The 18600-nt window shown below is 69.6% G+C and carries 19 protein-coding genes; 11 read left to right on the top strand and 8 right to left on the bottom strand.

The window, feature by feature from the left end:
- Positions 1-8: 8 nt before the first annotated feature.
- Genes pxpA through pxpB form a run of 3 tightly spaced genes read right to left on the bottom strand, consistent with a single transcriptional unit; the run spans position 9 to position 2548 of the window.
- Complete coding sequence (pxpA, locus tag DID98_RS11815; protein ID WP_124486658.1) at positions 9-773, bottom strand: 5-oxoprolinase subunit PxpA; 765 nt, start codon at positions 771-773, stop codon at positions 9-11.
- A gap of 54 nt (positions 774-827) precedes the next feature.
- A complete protein-coding gene (locus DID98_RS11810) occupies positions 828-1895 on the bottom strand; it encodes a biotin-dependent carboxyltransferase family protein (protein WP_124520540.1) in 1068 nt (355 codons plus the stop codon).
- Positions 1892-2548 carry a 5-oxoprolinase subunit PxpB gene (gene pxpB, locus DID98_RS11805; protein WP_124570737.1) on the bottom strand — a complete coding sequence of 219 codons (657 nt, stop codon included), beginning with the start codon at positions 2546-2548 and terminating at the stop codon, positions 1892-1894. The genes DID98_RS11810 and pxpB overlap by 4 nt, the downstream gene beginning before the upstream one ends.
- 148 nt (positions 2549-2696) lie before the next feature.
- Here pxpB and DID98_RS11800 point away from each other — a divergent pair, with 148 nt between their 5' ends.
- Positions 2697-3209: a winged helix DNA-binding protein gene (locus DID98_RS11800; protein WP_059448486.1), complete on the top strand. Its 513-nt coding sequence runs from the start codon at positions 2697-2699 to the stop codon at positions 3207-3209.
- A gap of 71 nt (positions 3210-3280) precedes the next feature.
- On the opposite strand, the gene DID98_RS11795 is transcribed toward DID98_RS11800, so the two are convergent.
- Complete coding sequence (locus DID98_RS11795) at positions 3281-3886, bottom strand: 5-formyltetrahydrofolate cyclo-ligase (protein WP_044847864.1); 606 nt, start codon at positions 3884-3886, stop codon at positions 3281-3283.
- 8 nt (positions 3887-3894) lie between these two features.
- Here DID98_RS11795 and DID98_RS11790 point away from each other — a divergent pair, with 8 nt between their 5' ends.
- From DID98_RS11790 to DID98_RS11775, 4 genes are read left to right on the top strand one after another with little or no spacing between them, the layout of a single operon-like run.
- A complete protein-coding gene (locus DID98_RS11790; RefSeq protein WP_124486656.1) occupies positions 3895-5847 on the top strand; it encodes a lytic transglycosylase domain-containing protein in 1953 nt (650 codons plus the stop codon).
- A 57-nt stretch (positions 5848-5904) separates the two neighbouring features.
- The gene (locus tag DID98_RS11785; RefSeq protein ID WP_044847866.1) at positions 5905-6867 is read left to right on the top strand and encodes a complex I NDUFA9 subunit family protein; all 963 of its coding nucleotides are present in this window, start codon (positions 5905-5907) and stop codon (positions 6865-6867) included.
- 54 nt (positions 6868-6921) lie between these two features.
- The gene (locus DID98_RS11780; protein ID WP_124486655.1) at positions 6922-7569 is read left to right on the top strand and encodes a glutathione S-transferase family protein; all 648 of its coding nucleotides are present in this window, start codon (positions 6922-6924) and stop codon (positions 7567-7569) included.
- The gene (locus DID98_RS11775) at positions 7566-8807 is read left to right on the top strand and encodes a multifunctional CCA addition/repair protein (RefSeq protein WP_124570736.1); all 1242 of its coding nucleotides are present in this window, start codon (positions 7566-7568) and stop codon (positions 8805-8807) included. Before DID98_RS11780 ends, DID98_RS11775 begins: the two co-directional genes overlap by 4 nt.
- Before the next feature lie 90 nt (positions 8808-8897).
- On the opposite strand, the gene DID98_RS11770 is transcribed toward DID98_RS11775, so the two are convergent.
- Positions 8898-9710 (bottom strand): helix-turn-helix domain-containing protein, encoded by an 813-nt coding sequence (locus DID98_RS11770; protein WP_124520986.1) that lies wholly within the window; start codon positions 9708-9710, stop codon positions 8898-8900.
- 434 nt (positions 9711-10144) lie between these two features.
- Between DID98_RS11770 and DID98_RS11760 the strand changes: the two genes are divergently transcribed.
- On the top strand, positions 10145-11995 hold the full coding sequence (locus tag DID98_RS11760) for a M24 family metallopeptidase (RefSeq protein ID WP_124570735.1): 1851 nt from the start codon (positions 10145-10147) through the stop codon (positions 11993-11995).
- 198 nt (positions 11996-12193) lie between these two features.
- On the opposite strand, the gene DID98_RS11755 is transcribed toward DID98_RS11760, so the two are convergent.
- The 3 genes from DID98_RS11755 to flgA form a co-directional block, all read right to left on the bottom strand.
- Positions 12194-12634 carry a flagella synthesis protein FlgN gene (locus tag DID98_RS11755; RefSeq protein WP_039317824.1) on the bottom strand — a complete coding sequence of 147 codons (441 nt, stop codon included), beginning with the start codon at positions 12632-12634 and terminating at the stop codon, positions 12194-12196.
- Positions 12635-12719: 85 nt separating this feature from the next.
- Positions 12720-13052, bottom strand: coding sequence for a flagellar biosynthesis anti-sigma factor FlgM (gene flgM, locus DID98_RS11750; protein ID WP_044847871.1), 333 nt, complete (start codon positions 13050-13052; stop codon positions 12720-12722).
- Positions 13053-13172: 120 nt separating this feature from the next.
- Positions 13173-14546, bottom strand: a complete 1374-nt coding sequence (gene flgA / locus DID98_RS11745; protein ID WP_124570734.1) for a flagellar basal body P-ring formation chaperone FlgA — start codon at positions 14544-14546, stop codon at positions 13173-13175.
- 205 nt (positions 14547-14751) lie between these two features.
- On the opposite strand from flgA, the gene DID98_RS11740 reads away from it, so the two are divergent.
- From DID98_RS11740 to flgF, 5 genes are all read left to right on the top strand, one after another.
- Positions 14752-15240 carry a flagellar basal body rod protein FlgB gene (locus tag DID98_RS11740; RefSeq protein ID WP_124570733.1) on the top strand — a complete coding sequence of 163 codons (489 nt, stop codon included), beginning with the start codon at positions 14752-14754 and terminating at the stop codon, positions 15238-15240.
- A 37-nt stretch (positions 15241-15277) separates the two neighbouring features.
- Positions 15278-15703, top strand: coding sequence for a flagellar basal body rod protein FlgC (gene flgC / locus DID98_RS11735; RefSeq protein ID WP_044847874.1), 426 nt, complete (start codon positions 15278-15280; stop codon positions 15701-15703).
- A 67-nt stretch (positions 15704-15770) separates the two neighbouring features.
- The gene (locus DID98_RS11730) at positions 15771-16517 is read left to right on the top strand and encodes a flagellar hook assembly protein FlgD (protein ID WP_044847875.1); all 747 of its coding nucleotides are present in this window, start codon (positions 15771-15773) and stop codon (positions 16515-16517) included.
- A gap of 28 nt (positions 16518-16545) precedes the next feature.
- Complete coding sequence (flgE, locus tag DID98_RS11725; protein WP_124570732.1) at positions 16546-17787, top strand: flagellar hook protein FlgE; 1242 nt, start codon at positions 16546-16548, stop codon at positions 17785-17787.
- A gap of 20 nt (positions 17788-17807) precedes the next feature.
- Positions 17808-18566, top strand: coding sequence for a flagellar basal-body rod protein FlgF (gene flgF / locus DID98_RS11720; protein WP_044847877.1), 759 nt, complete (start codon positions 17808-17810; stop codon positions 18564-18566).
- Positions 18567-18600: the final 34 nt, after the last annotated feature.

Below are 18600 nucleotides of genomic sequence, written 5' to 3'. Positions count from 1 at the left end.
TCACGTCATCATGCGTCTTCGCCGGCCTGCAGCGCGCCGGGCGCGACGACATCGACACCCGCCGCTTCGAGCGCCGCGCGGATCCGCTTCGCGAACGCGAGCGCATGCGGGCCGTCGCCGTGCAGGCAGACCGTTTGCGCGTTGAGCGGCACCCACTCGCCGCTCACTGCCCGCACCTGCCGCTCGCGCACCATGTCGAGCGTGCGCGCGAGCACCGCTTCTTCATCGTCGATCAGCGCGCCGGGCTGGTTGCGCGGCACGAGCGAGCCGTCCGCGCGGTAGCCGCGGTCGGCGAATACTTCCTCCACCGCGGCGAGCCCCGCGTGGCGCGCGGCCGCGACGAACACGCTGTTCGCGAGCCCGAACACGGCCAGCGACGGATCGAAGTCGTGGATCGCGGACACCACCGCGTCGGCGATCAGCGGGTCGCGCGCGGCCTGGTTGTACAGCGCGCCGTGCGGCTTCACGTGCGCGATGCGGCCGCCCTCGGCCTGCGCGATCGCCGACAGCGCGCCGAGCTGGTACAGCACGCCCGCATAGATGTCGCCGGCCGGCAGCTGCATTTCCTTGCGGCCGAAATTCTCCGGGTCGTGAAAGCTCGGGTGCGCGCCGATCGACACGCCTTTCTGCACGGCCCAGCGCACGCAGTCGCGCATCGCATTGGCGCCGCCTGCATGCCAGCCGCACGCGATGTTCGCCGACGTGACGAGGTCGAGCAGCGCCTCGTCCGATCCGCATCCTTCACCGAGATCGGCATTCAGATCGATTTCCATGATGTTCCTCGTCCACGGGTGCGTGGCGCGTCCTTCGTCCTGCTTCCGTCATTGTCACGCTGCGCGCGATTGCGCGCGGCGGCGCGTTTCCTCGCGCATCTCGATCGCGACGTCGATCTGGCGCAGATAGGCACGTTCTGCGACCAGGGCGGCGCGCGCGGCGTCGGGTGTCGTGCGCACGAAGCGGATCGGCAGGTTGAGCCGCGCCTGTGCGAGTTTCCAGAGATCCGCGCGGATCACCGTGCCGATCTTCGGATAGCCGCCGGTGGTCTGCGCATCGTGCATCAGCACGATCGGCTGGCCGTTCGGCGGCACCTGGATCGTGCCGGGCAGCACCGCGTGCGACAGCAGCTCGACCGGCCGCTCGCGCACCAGTTCGGCGCCGGCGAGACGATAGCCCATCCGGTTGCTGTTCGCGGTGACGAGCCATTCCTCGTCCCAGAACGCCTGCTGCGAATCGGCCGCGAACGACGCGTAGTCGGGGCCCGGCAGCACGCGCACGGGCATCGCCCACGGCGCATGCGCGGGCCGGTGGCGGCGCGGCGGTTCGTCGACGCGCACGAACGCGCACCACGCGGGCGCCTTCACGCCGAATTCGGGCGCGTCGGCCGCGAGGCAGCCGGCGCCGGCCGGCGGCACGCCGACCGGCAGCCGGTCGCCGTCGCGCAGCGCGCGGCCGCCGAGGCCGCCGAAGCGCGACGCGAGATCGGTGCTGCGCGAGCCGAGCATCGGCAGTACGTCGATGCCGCCCGCGATGCACAGGTAGCCGCGCATGCCGCGTTTCGCGGCCGGCAGCACGAGCGTCTGCCCGGCGTCGACCGGCAGGCTCCACCAGGAATACACGGGCCGGCCGTCGAGCGTCGCGCCGAATTCGGTGCCGGTGATCGCGATGCGCGTCGCGCGCGTGAAGCGGAACGCGGCCGGCCCGATCGTGATTTCGACGGCCGCCGCGTCGGGGCGGTTGCCGACCAGCCGGTTGCCGACCTCGAGCGCGAGGCCGTCGAGCGCGCCGCCCTGCGCGACGCCGAGATGGCGTGTGCCGCGGCGGCCGAGATCCTGCACGGTCGACAGCGGGCCGGCGCGGACGACCTCGATCGTGCCCGGTGCGGTGTTCTGGCTCATGTCGCGTCGACTCCGGCAATGGTGAAGCGCACGCGGTCGCCGGGCAGCAGCAGCGTCGGCTGCGGCCGCGCCGGGTCGAACAGCACGTGCGACGTGCGGCCGATCAGTTGCCAGCCGCCGGGCGACGTGGCCGGATAGATGCCCGTCTGCGCGCCGCCGATGCCGACCGAGCCGGCCGGCACCTCGAGGCGCGGGGCCGCGCGGCGCGGCGTGTGCAGCGACGCATCGAGGCCGCCGAGATACGCGAAGCCCGGCTGGAAGCCGACGAAGAACACGACGTAGGCGCCGGCCGCGTGGCGCGCGACGACTTCGTCGGCCGGCAGCCCGGTGTGCGCGGCGACGGCCGCGAGGTCGGGACCGGCGGCACCGCCGTATTCGACCGGGATGTCGATTTCCCGGCCGTCCGCGTGCTCGACGTCGGCGGTTTCCCACGCGTCGCGCAGCGCCGGCGTGAGCGAGTCGGCCGTCGTGGCGAGCGCGTCGAACACGATCGTCAGGTTGTTCATGCCCGGCACGACGTCGATCACGTCGGGCCACGCGCGCGCGACCTCGGCGACGGCCCAGACGCGGCGCTGGCAATCGAGCGTGGCGGGCGGCGGTACCTCGCAGACGAGGGCGGCATCGCCGAGCGGATAAATGCGGGGTTGCGTCATCGGACTGGCACGGTTCGGACGGCAATGTTAGCGCACATTGTCAATAAAATATCGACAACTTCCCAATAAGCGTTTTCGCCTAGCCCGTATGTCCGGGCTTCTGGCGTACACTCGGCACACCCTGTCATCCGGCTTGCTCCGCCTTTCCATGAAGCGTCCTGCGACCAAGATCGTGTCATCCGAACACCTCGTTTCCGATTCGAGCGCGGAGCTGTCGGAACTCGAATACGGGCTCATCATGGCCGGCAACGCATTCAACCGCTGGATGGTGCGCTGCATGTCGGCCGCGGGCGCGAAGGACATGACGGCGGTCGAGGTGTCGCTGCTGCATCACGTGAGCCACCGCGAACGCAAGAAGAAGCTCGCCGACATCTGCTTCGTGCTCAATATCGAGGATACGCACGTCGCGACCTATGCGCTGAAAAAACTGATCGCGCGCGGCTATGTGAAGAGCGAGAAGAGCGGCAAGGAGGTGTTCTTCTTCGCGACCGAGGCGGGCCGCGAGCTGTGCCTGAAGTATCGGGAGGTGCGCGAGCACTGCCTGATCGAGACGCTCAAGGACAGCGGCCTCACCAACGAGCAGATCGGCGACGCGGCGCAGTTGCTGCGCCACGCATCGGGCCTCTACGACACGGCCGCGCGCGCGGCGGCGTCGCTGTAAACGATTGCGGACGGGAGGGTGAGCGCGGTGACGCGCGGCATGCCGCTCACGCAGCAGCGCGCGCCGCTTCATCAGGCGGCCGGGTAAAGCGCGCCGTCGGTCACGATCCAGCGCATCGCGAGATCGTGCGCCTCGGCTGGCAGCGCATCGACGCGGCACGCTTCATACGCGATGCCGACCGTCACCGGCAGCGTGTCGCCGGGCCACACCGCGAGCGTGCGGTCGTAGTAGCCGCCGCCGTAGCCGAGCCGGTAGCGCTGCAGATCGAATCCCACGCACGGAATCAGCAGCAGGTCGGGCACGACGACGACGCCCGACGCCGGTTCCGGAATCCGGTGATGGCCTTCGCGCATCGGCGTATCCGCATCCCACGCATGGAACGCGAGCGGCGTGTGACGCTCTCCGATCACCGGCAGCGCGGCGCGGCGGCCCGTGCCGGCCGCGGCCCACGCGAGCACCGCGTCGCGCGCGTCGAATTCGCCCGGCAGCGGCCAGTAGAAGCCGACCGTCGCGGGCGCGAGGCGCTCGAGCAACAGGCGCAGCCGCGCGTCGAGCGCGGCGTTCGCGGCGGGCTGCGATGCGGCGTCGCGACGCGCGCCGGACAGCGTTTTGCGCAGTGCAACCTTCGGGTTCGGCACAGGGTTGCATGCTATGCTTTCGCTCACTTCGTGCTCCATTCATAACGATGTCGAACAGCCTTTTCCGAGTATATCGCGCGGTCGCGCTCACGCTTTCGGCCGCCGCGCTCGTCGCGGGCACGGCCGCGTGCGCCGCACCGGGCGACGACACGCTCGCCGGGGACGACCAGATCTTCGTGCAGCTGCGCGAAGCCGCGCGCCGCAACGACGCCGCGAAGGCCGCGCAGCTCGCGTCGATGATCCCGAACTATCCGGTCCCGTCCTACGTCGAGTATTTCCAGATCAAGCCGCAGCTGTTCGATTCGACCGGCCGCGCACGTGTCGACGCACCGGACGCACCGGTGCAGTCGTTCCTGCAGCGCTACGACGGCCAGGCGATCGCCGACCGCCTGCGCAACGACTACCTGCTCGTGCTCGGCGCGCGTCACGACTGGCGCAACTTCGACGACCAGTACAAGCGCTTCGTGCTCGACGACGACACGCAGGTCAAGTGCTACGCGCTCGAATCGCGCGCGGCGCGCGGCGAGAACGTCGCCGAGGCGGCGCGTGCGCTGCTCGTCGAGCCGAAATACTACGGCGACGCCTGTGTCGACCTGATTACGGCGCTCACCGTCAACCAGCAGTTCACGAGCGACGACGTGTGGCAGCAGGCGCGTCTCGCGTACGAGCAGAACTACACGACGCTCGGCGGCAAGATCGTCGACGCGCTCGGCGCGCGCCCGGTCGGTTTCGACCAGGCGACCAGCGCGCCGCCGCTGTACCTCGCGCGCGGCGTCGGCCCCGACGCGGCCTCGCACCAGCTCGCGCTGATCGCGCTCGGCCGCATGGCGCGCAACGATCCGGACGCGGCCGCCGGGATGCTGACGTCGATCGCCGGCTCGCTGACGAAGCAGGAGCAGGCGATCGCGTGGGGCGCGATCGGCTACCAGGGCGCGATCAAGCGCTCGGCGCTCGCGTCGGTCTGGTATGCGAAATCCGCGAACGCGCCGCTGTCGAACCCGGGCTACGAATGGCGCACGCGCGCCGCGCTGCTCGCAGGCAACTGGCCGATGGTGCGCTGGTCGATCGAACAGATGCCGCCGTCGCTGCGCGACGATCCGGCATGGATCTACTGGCATGCGCGCGCGCTCAAGCAGAGCGGCGACACGCTGCAGGCGAACCAGGAATTCGAGCAGGTCGCGGGCCAGTACAACTTCTACGGGCAGCTCGCCGGCGAAGAGCTCGGCCAGCGCACGTCGATCCCGCCGCGCACGAAGGTGAGCGATGGCGACATCGACGCGATGAGCAAGATCCCGGGCTTCGCGCTCGCGCAACGCTTCTACGGGCTGAACCTGCGTCTCGAAGGCAACCGCGAATGGAACTGGCCGCTGCGCGGGATGACCGATCGCCAGCTGCTCGCGGCCGCCGAATACGGCAAGCGCATCGACCTGCTCGACCGCACCGTCAACACGGCCGACCGCACGAAGGCCGAGCACGACTTCACGCTGCGCTACCCGTCGCCGTACCGTGACATCGTCGAGCGCTACGCGCAGTCGTCGGGCCTCGACATCGAATGGGCATACGGGCTGATCCGCCAGGAGTCGCGCTTCATCACGAACGCGCGTTCGTCGGTCGGCGCGGGCGGCCTGATGCAGCTGATGCCGGCCACCGCGCAGCTCGTCGCGAAGAAGCTCGGGATGGGCACGATCACGCGTGCGCAGATGCACGACATCAATACCAACATCCAGCTCGGCACCTGGTATCTGGCGGACATCTACAACAACTTCGACAGCTCGCCGGTGCTGGCAACCGCCGGCTACAACGCGGGCCCGGGCCGGCCGCGCCAGTGGCGCCAGGTGTTGACGCAGCCGGTCGAAGGCGCGATCTTCGCGGAGACGATTCCGTTCAACGAGACGCGCGACTACGTGAAGAACGTGCTGTCGAACACCGTCTACTACGCGGCGCTCTTCGAGGGCAAACCGCAGTCGTTGAAGAAACGCCTAGGCATGATCTCGCCCTGATCCGCAATCTTCACACTGCCGCGCGAGACGCGGCAGTGTTCTTTTGAGGACCCGAACATGGATCGCCAGACCGTCGCGCTGCTGGGCGGCACCGGCTTCATCGGCAGCCGGCTCGTCAACGCGCTGATCGACGCCGGCAAGCAGGTGCGGATCGGCACGCGGCGGCGCGAGCACGCACGCCACCTGCAGATGCTGCCGGTCGAGATCGTCGAGCTCGACGCGCTCGATACGCGCACGCTCGCCCGGTTCGTCGCCGGCGCGCATGCGGCCGTCAATCTCGTCGGCGTGCTGCACGGCGGCCGCGGCACGCCGTACGGGCCCGGGTTCGAGCGCGCGCACGTCGCGCTGCCGGCCGCGCTGGCCGCCGCGTGCGTCGAAGTCGGCGTGCGGCGCGTGCTGCACATGAGCGCGCTCGGCGCCGATTCGCACGGCCCGAGCATGTACCAGCGCTCGAAGGGCGACGGCGAGGCCGCGCTGCATGCGGTCGCGGCGACCGATTCGCTCGCGCTGACGATCTTCCGCCCGTCGGTCGTGTTCGGCCCCGGCGACGCATTCCTGAACACGTTCGCGAACCTGCAGCGCACGCTGCCGGTGCTGCCGCTCGCGATGCCCGATGCGCGCTTCCAGCCGGTGTTCGTCGGCGACGTCGTGCGCGCGTTCGTCAACACGCTCGATCTCGCGGCCGCGCACGGCAAGACCTACGAACTCGGCGGCCCGACCGTCTATACGCTCGAGCAGCTGGTGCGCTATTGCGGCACGCTGGTCGGCAGGCAGGCACGCATCGTGCGGCTGCCCGACGCGCTCGCGCGGCTGCAGGCGAGCGTGTTCGAATGCCTGCCCGGCGAGCCGGTGATCACGCGCGACAATCTCGCGTCGATGTCGGTGCCGAACGTGCTGTCCGGGCCGCTCGCACCGGAACTCGGGATCTCGCCCGCGAGTCTCGAGAGTATCGCGCCCGCGTATCTCGGCCATGCCGCGCGGCGCTCCCGCTTCGACTGGTTCCGCTCGCGCCGCCGCTAGGCGCCGCGGACCGTCGCTTCCGTCATTCACTTTCGCGCTTTCCGGAACACCGCCATGAAACTCGTCATTGGAGACAAGAATTACTCGTCGTGGTCGATGCGGCCGTGGCTGCTGCTCGCGCATTTCGGCATCCCGTTCGACGAGATCGTGATCGAGCTGCGCCGCGACGACACGGCCGCGCGCATCCGCGAGTATTCGCCGACCGGCAAGGTGCCGTGCCTGATCGACGACCACGGCGTCGCGATCTGGGATTCGCTCGCGATCGCCGAGACGCTCGCCGAGCGCTATCCGCAGTTCCCGATGTGGCCCGCTGATCCGCTCGATCGCGCGCATGCGCGCTGCATCTCGGCCGAGATGCATTCGGGCTTCGCCGCGCTGCGCACGCAGATGGGAATGAGCGTGCGCGCGTCGATGCCGGGGCGCGGCGCGACGCCCGAGGCGCTCGCCGACGTCGCGCGCATCGACGCGCTGTGGAGCGCGTGCATCGAGGCCTCGGGCGGCCCGTTCCTGTTCGGCGAATTCGGCATCGCCGATGCGATGTATGCGCCCGTCGTGATGCGCTTCAACACGTATGCGCCGGCGCTGTCGCCGGAAGCGGCCGGGTATGCGGCGCGCGTGACGGCACTGCCGGCGGTGCAGCGCTGGATCGATGGCGCGCGCCGCGAAACCAACGTGATCGCCGAATACGAACCGACGCCATGAACATCTACGCAGTAGGCGGAGCGATCCGCGACGAATTGCTCGGCGTGCCGGTGCAGGACCGCGACTACGTGGTGGTGGGCGCGACGCCCGAGCAGATGGCCGCGCAGGGCTTCCGGCCGGTCGGCAAGGATTTCCCCGTGTTCCTGCATCCGGGCACGCAGGAGGAATACGCGCTCGCGCGCACCGAGCGCAAGACGGCGGCCGGCTATCACGGCTTCCAGTTCTACTATGCGCCGGACGTGACGCTCGAAGAGGACCTCGCGCGGCGTGACCTGACGATCAACGCGATGGCGCGCGAAGTGAGCCCGGAGGGCGCGCTGGTCGGCCCGGTGATCGATCCGTTCGACGGGCAGGCCGACCTGCGCGCACGCGTGTTCCGGCATGTCGGCGACGCGTTCGTCGAGGATCCGGTGCGGATCCTGCGGATCGCACGCTTTGCCGCGCGCTTCGCCGATTTCACGGTCGCGGACGACACGCTCGCGCTGATGCGGCGGATGGTCGACGCGGGCGAAGCGGATGCGCTGGTGCCCGAGCGCGTGTGGCAGGAGATCGCGCGCGGGCTGATGGAGGCGAAACCGTCGCGGATGTTCGCGGTGCTGCGCGAGTGCGGCGCGCTCGCGCGCATCCTGCCCGAGGTCGACGCGCTGTGGGGCGTGCCGCAGCGCGCCGACTATCACCCGGAAGTCGACACCGGCGTGCACGTGATGATGGTCGTCGACTACGCGGCGAAGCAGGGCTATTCGCTGCCGGTGCGCTTCGCGGCGCTCACGCACGATCTCGGCAAGGCGACGACGCCCGCCGACGTGCTGCCGCGCCATGTCGGCCACGAAGGCCGCAGCGTCGACCTCATCAAGCCGCTGTGCGAGCGGCTGCGCGTGCCGAACGATTGCCGCGATCTCGCGCTGGTGGTCGCGCGCGAGCACGGCAACCTGCATCGCGTGATGGAAATGGGCGCGGCCGCGCTGGTGCGTTTCTTCGAGCGCAGCGACGCGCTGCGCAAGCCGGCGCGCTTCGCGGAGATGCTGCAGGCGTGCGAAGCGGATGCGCGCGGCCGGCTCGGGCTCGACACGCAGCCGTATCCGCAGGCCGAGCGGCTGCGCGTGGCGCTGGTGGCGGCGCGCAGCGTCGACGCGGGCGCGATCGCGCGCGGCGTCGGCAACGATGCGATGCAGATCAAGGACTCCGTGCATCGCGCGCGGGTCGAGGCCGTCAAGCAGGCGCTGGCGATCGCGGAATAGGCGGGGGAATCGGGTTGCGAATCAGGCCGTGAATCGATTCCGCAAATCGTGCGGACCGTGCCGAGCGGTGCGCCGCCCGGCCGCCAGCCGTCATTTCTTCATGCGCTTGGCGGTGCGGCGCGCCGGCGTGGCGGCAGCCGGACGTTTGCCGGTGGCCGCGCGGGACTTCCCGGCAGCCGTGTTGGCCGCGGCGCCGGCCGGCTTGTCGGCGGGCTGCGCGGCGTCCGCGTCGCGCTCCCGCTTCGGTGACGGTTCGCGGCGGCTCACGCGCGGCTCGCCCGGCGTCGCGCCGGCATCGCGCGCGAGCAGCCTGATTTTCATCGCGGCGGACCCCAACTCGGCGCAGTTGTCGTCGAAGAGGGGCAGCGTGCCGACCGCGATCAGCTCCGCGGGCCCGTCGCCGACGTTCGCGACGCGATGGCGCTTCCTCGCGTCGAAGTGCAGCGAATCACCGGGCGACAGCGGGTAATCCTTCTTGCCGATCGTGTAGCAGAGCCGGCCGGTCAGCACGTACACGAACTCGTCGCCGCCGTGCGCGACCCATTCCGACCGGTAGCCCTCCATCATCCGGACCTTGAGCGCGTTGATCTGGCTGCCGTCGAAGGTGGTGGACAGCCGCTCGTACCACTGCGACGCGGCGTCGACCGCGTACGGTTCGCGGCGGCCCGCGTGCGAGTCGGGCTGCGCCTGGCGCGGCTGGTCGATCAGCGTGCTGAGCGGTACGTCGAGCGCTTTCGCGACGTTGACCAGCGATGACAGCGAGATACCGGTCAGATGGCGCTCGACCTGCGACAGGAACCCGACCGACAGGTTCGCTTCGGTCGCGACTTCCAGCAGCGTTTTCTTCGCTTCCCGGCGCAGGCGGCGAATGCGCTGGCCGATACGCATGATGTCTGAATCCATGGATCTCTTTCGTGGCAACGAGTCGGGAGGCGAGCGAGGGGGCGGTGCAGTCGCCGGACGTTGCCGTTCCGCGAATCGCACGAAGCACGGCCGTCGGGACGACGATGCGGGCGCATTGTACCGCGCAGTCGCGCCGGTCCGCCGCCACGCCGCGCACGGCGGTGCCGCCGTCGCGCACCTCACGCATCGGCAATTTTAGCCCTACGAAAATTTTAGCTTGACCTCAATTTCACCGTGCTCTAGATTCTGTTGCACGCATCAAACAAAGTTAAGTGAGACAAAAATTTCCCCGAAAGCCTGCCGCTGGAACGGCGCCACGGCCCGGCTGCCCGCCGGGCGGCGCGTCGTCCGCGCGCGGGCAGCGTGCCGGGTGAGGCGTGCGCCATGCCGCGTGACGCCGCCGGCCGCCGACAACAATCCATAACGGGTATCCGATGATCGATCGACTGAAATACAGCTTCTCCGGCCTTCCCCCGTACGACGCGTCCGTCGCCGACACGCAGGCCGGCCTGTCGCGCCTGCTCGACGCCGCCCGGCTCGACGCGGTCGTGGTCACGTCGCAGGACGAGTACATCACCGAATACCTGCCGCGCCGCAACAACCCGCGCTATGCGCTGTCGGGTTTCGACGGCTCGGCCGGCTGCGGCATCTTCCTGAGCGCGGCGACCGCCGAGGCGCTCGGCGTGCCGCCGTTCGTGCTGTTCGTCGACGGCCGCTATCACCTGCAGGCCGAACAGCAGTGCGACCCGGCGCGCGTGCGCATCGAGAAGCTCGGCATGAACGTGACGATCTGGCAGGCGCTGGCCGACTGGCTGCTCGCGCACGCGAGCCGGCTCGCGCGGGTCGGCTACGACGCGCTGCGGATCAGCGTCGCGCAGCGCGACCGGCTGGTCGAGCAGACGCAGGCGGCATCGCTCGACTGGACGAGCCTCGTCGAGCGCGAGATCGACCGCGCGATCGCGCTGCCGGGCTGGGTGGTCGAGCGGCCGATCTTCGAGCTGCCGGACGCGATGACCGGCGCGAGCGTCGCGCAGAACCTCGACGCGCTGAACCGGCAACTCGCCGCACACACCGGCGCTGCGCCCGGCACGACCGCGTTCTTCACGTGCGCGTCGGACGACCTCGCGTACCTGCTGAACAGCCGCGGCTATCACATCCCGAATGCGTCGTCGCACCTGGGCTTCCTGTTCGCTATCGGCGAGCAGGTCGCGCTGTTCCTGCCGGAGGGTTGCGACCGCTGCCCGGTCGAACTGGCGTCGTATCCGGCGCTGCACGTGATCCGGCGCGACTTCGCCGAACTCGAGCGCTTCCTCGCGCGGTTCGCGGTCGAGCACGTGTGTTACGGCTTCGAGTCGGTCAACTGCGCGCTCGTCGAGTCGGTGCGCCGCGTGTGGCCGCACGCGCGGCACGCCGACTTCAACCCGGTCGAGGCGCTGCGCGCCGGCAAGACGCCGGCGGTGCTCGACCGGTTCCGCGACGCGTTCGCGCGCAGTTCGGCGGCGATCGCCGAAACGATGCGCTGGGCGAAGGCCGGCGAGCCGGGGCAGCGCCATACCGAGTACGACCTGGCCCGCACGATCAACGACGCGTACGGCGCCCGCTCGGCGGTCGCGCTGACCTTCCCGTCGATCGCGGCGAACGGCGCGAACAGCGCGTTCGCGCACTACACGGCGGCGAGCGCCGACGTCGAGCTGACCGAAGGCGAACTCGTGCTGCTCGACAGCGGCGCGTATTACGACGCCGGTTTCGCGACGGACTGCACGCGCGTCGTGCTGCGCCGCACGCGGCCGGAGACGGTCGCGCAGCCGTGGCAGCGCGAGATCTACACGGTCGCGCTGAAGGCCTGCATCAAGGGGCTCGTCACGCGCTTCCCGAAGACGGCGACGGGAGGCGACGTCGACGCGGCGGTGCGCCAGGTGTGCCGCGACCACGGCTACGATTTCGGTCACGGCACCGGGCACGGTGTCGGGATCCACGTGCACGAGGGCGGCGTGCGGTTCGCGCCGGGCGCGCGGTACGGGCTGGTGCCGAACGCGGTGATTTCGGTCGAGCCGGGCATTTACGTGGCGGGCAAGGGCGGCGTGCGGATCGAGAACATCGTGATCGTGCGCGCGGACGACGACGCATCGGACACCGTCGCGTTCGAGAACATCGTCACGGTCGGCTACGACTGGGACCTGATCGACGTCGAACTGCTGAACGACGACGAGCGCGCGTACCTGCGCGACTACGAACGGCTTTGCGTGGAACGCGGCACGCAGGTCACTGCGTGTCCGCTGCTGTAAGGCGGGGAAGGGGCGCGCGGCCGCAGGCGGGCCGCGCGATGCACGCGCGGCGCGTCGATGCGCCGGCGTGATCGGTCCGTCGGGAATCCGTACGTCAGAGAATCGGTACGTCAGTGAAACGGTACGTCAGTGAAACGGTACGTCAGGGAATCGGTGCGTCAGGGAATCGGTGCGTCAGGGAATCCGTACGTCGGAGAATCAGCGCATCAGCGCCGATACCCGCCCGTCGGGCCCGTAGACGCCGGCCGGCGCGGGCGCCGAGCGCAGCACCGCGAGCGCGCGCTCGTTGTAGTCCATCCGGATCCGGATCAGCATCCCGTTGGTCGCATTGGCCTGGCGCGCGCGTTCGGCGGCCTGCAGCAGCAACTGCCAGCGGCCGGCGAGGCGTGCGTCGCGCTCGGCGGCCTGGTCCATCCCTTTCTTGCCGGCCGGAAAGCCGAGCGCTGACAGCTGCGTGTCGCGCGTGCGCTCGAGCTGCGCGAGCCGGTCGATCAGCGCGCTCTTCTTCTCGACGATGCCGGGCAGCATTTCAAGCGGCTCCGGCGTCGTCAGCGCCTTTTCCTCGTAGGCGAGCAGGGACGCGAACGCTTCGACCGTCGCGTGTTCGTCGTTGACCGTGGCCAGCAGCTCTTCTCTCATCGCGTCATGCTCGTCGCGCCGGCACGCGGGGCCGCATGCCGGCAAACCAGGGGACCGGTCAGGGCGTGACGGGCCCCGGGCCGGCTCAGTTGCCCTGCGAGCGCTGCTGTTGCAGCAGGTCGCGGGCGGTATTCAATACGCCGTCGGCGATCTTGTTCACGTCGATCGTCAACGTGCCGTTGTTCAGCGCGTCCTTGATCGACTGGACGAGGGCCGTGTCGATGTCGGCGCTGCCGGAGGCCGACAGCGAACGCAGCTGGCCGGACAGACCCGACAGGTTCACGCTCGTGTCGCCGCCGGTCGATCCTGCGTCGGCCGCCTGCGCGGACGACGACGAAGCCGCGCCGGATTGCGCGCGGGCCGCGCCGTTGCCGGTCGACGCGAGTGGGCTCGGGTTCGGAGTGGAATCGATCTTCACGATGGGGGTTTCCTGGACGGTATGACCCAGATAACGGCCGGGTCGGCCCGAACTTTAGCATCGTGAGCCCGAAATTCTCCAAATAAACAATTCTTTACAATCTTGCGGTGCGATCCGGCCCTACAGCGGAATTTCGACGGTCCCGGCATCCTTGACGATCGCCGTGACGATTTGCCCCGCGGCCATCCGGACCCGCACCGACTGTCCCGGCGCCGCATTCGCGAGCGCGCTGCCCTCGGCCGAGATCGTGAAGCCGGGCCCGGCCGCGACGACCCGCACCGTCTGGCCGGCGGACACCGACGCGGCGCTCTTCAACATGTCCTGGCGCAGCGGCAGCCCGGCCGAGATCCGCGCCAGCGCGGTCGCGCCGACCGCCTGCGCGGGATCGGTGATCACCGCGAGCGGAAGGACAGTCAGGTCGCCGTCGCGCGCGACGAGGTCGGCCGCGGTGAGCGGCTCGCCGGGCGCGATCTGGCGCGCGGCGACGTAATAGGTGGCCTGCACGGCAACCTTCGCCTGCAGGTAGACGGTCCACGGCCGCTCGCCCGCGCAGCGCACGCCGACCGTCGTGCGGCCCCACAGGCGCGCGCCGGTCGGCAGGAACGGCTCGAGCGTCGTGCACGCGGCGAGCCCGCGCGGAAACGCGGCCGCGACGGTCGCGGTCGTCTTGCCCGGCAGGCCCGCGACCTGCTGCTGCAGGAATGCGAGCGCCGTGCGCCGGATCGTGTCGGGGTCCTGCTGGCCGGGCGGTGTCGCCGGCTGGGGCGCGGCGGCTACCTGGGGCGGGTTGGCGGCAGCCGCCGGTGCGCGCGGGGCCGGCGGGGCTGAAGCGGCGCGGGCCGCGGCGAGGCGCGCGGCGATGGCCGGTCGCGCGGAATTCGATGCCGGGTCGGCCGCGCCGGCGACGACGGTCGCGACGGCGCCCGGATTGGCGGCGCGCAGGGCACCATAACCTGCGTTCGAGGCGTTCGAGGCGTTCGAGGCGTTCGAGGCGTTCGAGGCGTTCGAGGCGTTCGCGGTGGTCGAGGCGTTCGAGGTGTTCGCGGTGGTCGTGGCGTTCGTGCGCGCGGCGGCGTAGGCGGGGCGCGGCGTCGGCGCCGGCGCCGGCACGGCAGCCGGCGGCGGGACGTTCATCACGACCATCGAGCCAGCCGGCTGCGCCGCGTAGCCGGCCGCGGCCGCGCCGGTCACGCCGGCAGCACCACCCGCACCGACTGCACCGACTGCACCGACTGCACCGACTGCACCGACCGTCGTGGCCACACCTGTACCCGTACCCGAAGCCGTCCCCGAATTCCCGCCGAACTGACCGCCGCTCGCCGCGTTCGCCTGCGCGAGCGCGGTCTCGGCCGTTTCGCCGCGGCCGGGAATCACGATCATCCCGTCGTCCGCGTGCGCGGCCGGCACCCCGAGCCACAGCGCCGCGGCGAGCGCGAACGCACGCGGCCAGCGCGTGCCGCGTCCGTGGTTGCCGCGAAGTGCGCTGCCTGTCATCGCCGTGTCCTCGAAGCCGTTGATCCGATTCGCATTCTAGGGAGCCGGGCCGCCGCGCAAACGATGAATAGAGGGGGCCTTTGCCGCGTTATTCGTCCGATTGCCGGTTGCGCCCGCCGCCTACCATCGCTGTCATGGAAAAAAGCCCCTTGGGTCGCCATCCGGCGCAACGGGCGTGCAGCGCTTCATACGGAGAGACGCACACATGCTGGACAAACTCGATGCCGAATTCGCGTTCGGCCGACAGGCGCTCGACGTGCGCGCCTATCGGCAGGAACTGCTGTCGTCGAACATCGCGAACGCCGACACACCCGGCTACCAGGCCCGCGACACCGATTTCGCGTCGACCCTCGCGCGCTCGCTGAAGCAGGCCGGCGGCGGCCTCGCGCCGAGCAACGCCGCGCAGCTGCCGATGGCGCAGCCGGCCGGCGTGGCGAGCGGGATGACGATGGCGTCGACGGCACCCGGCCACATGGCCGGCACCGCGAAGCTGATGCCGACCGGCGGCCCGGCCGACGACTACGGCCGCGCGCAGTACCGGATGCCGCTGCAGCCGTCGCTCGACGGCAACACGGTCGATCTCGACGTCGAGCGCGTGCAGTTCGCGAACAACGCGCTGCACTACGAAACCGGGATGACCGTGATGACCCAGCAGATCAAGGCGATGATCGCCGCGATCTCGACGAACTCGTAAGCGCAACCGAACCCGAGCACAAGCACCAGGAGCCTCCATGCCCTCGTTGATGAACATCTTCGGCGTCGCCGGTTCGGCGCTGTCCGCGCAATCGCAGCGCCTGAACGTCACCGCGTCGAACCTCGCGAACGCCGACAGCGCGACCGGCCCCGACGGCAAGCCGTACAAGGCCAAGCAGGTCGTGTTCGCGACCGACCCGATGGGCGGCGCGCGCACCGCGTCCGGCCAGGGCGTGGGCGGCGTGCGCGTGACGAAGGTCGTCGACGATCCGTCGCCGATGAAGTCGACCTACGACCCGGCGAACCCGGCCGCCGACGCGAACGGCTACGTGCAGATGCCGAACGTCGATCCGGTGCAGGAGATGGTGAACATGATCTCGGCGTCGCGCTCGTACCAGGCCAACGTCGAGACGCTGAACACCGCGAAGACGCTGATGCTCAAGACGCTGACGATCGGCACGTAAGCCGCGCGCCGAGCGACCTTCCACACCCGGGCCCAGACCCGACCGTTTCGACACAAGGCTATCCAGGATGACTTCCTCCAGCACGACGATCGGCAGCAGCGGCACCAACGTGTCGACCCTGCCGACCGACACGATGAACACCAACAACGTGTCGACGACCGGCACCTCGGCGAGCGACCTGCAGGCGACGTTCCTGAAGTTGCTCGTCACGCAGCTGCAGAACCAGGATCCGACGAGCCCGGTCGACAGCTCGCAGATGACGTCGCAGCTCGCGCAGATCAACACGGTGAGCGGCATCGCGCAGCTGAATACGTCGCTCACGTCGCTGTCGACGCAACTCGCGGCCGGCCAGCAGACGCAGGCCGCGCTGCTGATCGGCACGAACGTGCTCGCGCCGGGCAACAGCGTCGCGGTGAAGAGCGGCGCGGCATCGCCGTTCGGCGTGTCGCTCACGAGCGACGTGTCGAACCTGACGATCACCGTGAAGAACAGCGCGGGCGTCGTCGTGAACACGATCAACGCGGGCCAGCAGTCGGCCGGCACGGTGCCGTTCAACTGGACGCCGACGGATACGGCCGGCAACGCGCTGCCGGACGGCAAGTACACCGTGAGCGCGCAGTACACGGGCAGCGACGGCAAGACGTACGCGCCGACCGTGCTCGCGGCCGCGCAGGTACAGAGCGTGATCAAGCAGGCCGACGGCACGGCGGGGCTCGTGCTGTCGAACGGCACGACGGTGGGCTTGACCCAGGTCGCGTCGATTTTCCCGAACACCGCGTCGTCGTCGTCCGGCGGCACGACCACCAGCAACTGATCCAGCTTTCTCGAAAACGGAGACCGAAATGGGTTATCAACAGGGTCTGAGCGGCCTCGCCGGCGCATCGAACGCGCTCGACGTGATCGGCAACAACATCGCGAACGCGAACACGGTCGGCTTCAAGTCGAGCACCGCGCAGTTCTCCGACATGTACGCGAACTCGCTCGCGACGTCGGTCAACACGCAGATCGGGATCGGCACGACGCTCGCGTCGGTGCAGCAGCAGTTCGGCCAGGGCACGATCAACACGACGAACTCGTCGCTCGACGTCGCGATCAACGGCAACGGCTTCTTCCAGATGTCGAACAACGGCGTGACGACGTACTCGCGCGACGGCACGTTCCAGCGCGACAAGAACGGCTTCATCGTCAACTCGGCGGGCGCGAACCTGATGGGTTACGCGGCCGGCAAGAACGGCGTGCTGAACACCGCGCAGACCGTGGCGCTGCAGGCGCCGACGACCAACATCGCGCCGACCCCGACGACCAAGATCACCGGCCAGTTCAACCTGAACTCGCAGGACACGGTGCCGGCCAAGACGCCGTTCGACCCGACCGACACCACGACGTACAACTATTCGACGTCGATCCAGGTGTACGACTCGCTCGGCGGCTCGCAGGCGGTCAACATGTATTTCGTGAAGTCGGCGGCCGGCTCGTGGGAAGCCTACGCGGGCGTGCAGGGCGGCACCGCGACCGACCTCGGCACGGTCACGTTCGACACGTCGGGCGCGATCCAGAGCACGACGACGGGCACGCCGGCCGCGCCGACCGCATCGCTCGGCCAGTTCCAGTTCACCGTACCGACCACCGACGGCTCGGCGACGCCGCAGAACCTCACGCTCGACCTGACCGGCACCACGCAGTACGGCGGCAAGGACGGCGTGAACAACCTCGCGCAGGACGGCTACGCGAGCGGCACGCTGACGACCTTCTCGATCGGCTCGGACGGCAAGCTGACCGGCAACTACTCGAACGGCCAGACGGCGGTGCTCGGCCAGATCGCGATCGCGAACTTCAACAACCCGAACGGGCTGACCAGCCTCGGCGGCAACCAGTACGCCGAGACGGCCGCGTCGGGCGTGCCGCAGATCTCCGCGCCGGGCAGCACGAACCACGGCACGCTGCAGGGCAGCGCGCTGGAGAACTCGAACGTCGACCTGACGTCGCAGCTCGTCAACCTGATCACCGCGCAGCGCAACTACCAGGCGAACGCGCAGACGATCAAGACGCAGCAGACCGTCGACCAGACGCTCATCAACCTGTAACGCGCGGATAACCGGCAGCCATGGACCGACTGATCTACACGGCGATGACGGGCGCGTCGCAGTCGCTCGACCAGCAGGCGATCGTCGCGAACAACCTCGCGAACGCATCGACGACGGGTTTTCGCGCGCAGCTCGCGACCTACCGCGCGGTGCCGATGAATTTCGGCGACGGCAGCAACATCGACCCGACGACGACGCGCACCTACGTGCTCGCGTCGACGCCCGGCGCGGATTACGCGCCGGGTCCGATCACGCGCACCGGCAACCCGCTCGACGTCGCCGTGCAGGGCGCCGGCTGGCTGTCGGTGCAGACCGCCGACGGCAGCGAGGCGTACACGCGCGCCGGCAACCTGCACGTCGATGAAAACGGCCAGCTCGTCAACGCGAGCAACCTGCCGGTGCTCGGCAACGGCGGCCCGATCTCGGTGCCGCCGAACGCGGAAGTGACGATCGGCAAGGACGGCACGGTGTCCGCGCTGATGCCGGGCGACCCGCCGACCGCGGTCGCGATCGTCGACCAGATGAAGCTCGTGAACCCCGACCCGGCCACGCTCGCGCGCGGCAACGACGGGCTGTTCCGCACCGCCGACGGCAATCCGGCCGACGCCGACCCGACCGTGGTCGTCACGCCGAATTCGCTCGAAGGCAGCAACGTGAACCCGGTGACCGCGATGGTCGCGATGATCGACAACGCACGGGCGTTCCAGCTGCAGTCGAAGCTGATCCAGACGGCCGACCAGAACGAGCAGTCGGCGAACCAGCTGCTCAACTTCAGCTGAGCGGCCCGGCCCTCGCACCCAGGAGAAGATTCAA

This window comes from Burkholderia sp. Bp8984 (assembly GCF_003853755.1).
Taxonomy (GTDB): domain Bacteria; phylum Pseudomonadota; class Gammaproteobacteria; order Burkholderiales; family Burkholderiaceae; genus Burkholderia.
This window is presented reverse-complemented; position numbering and strand designations above follow the sequence as displayed.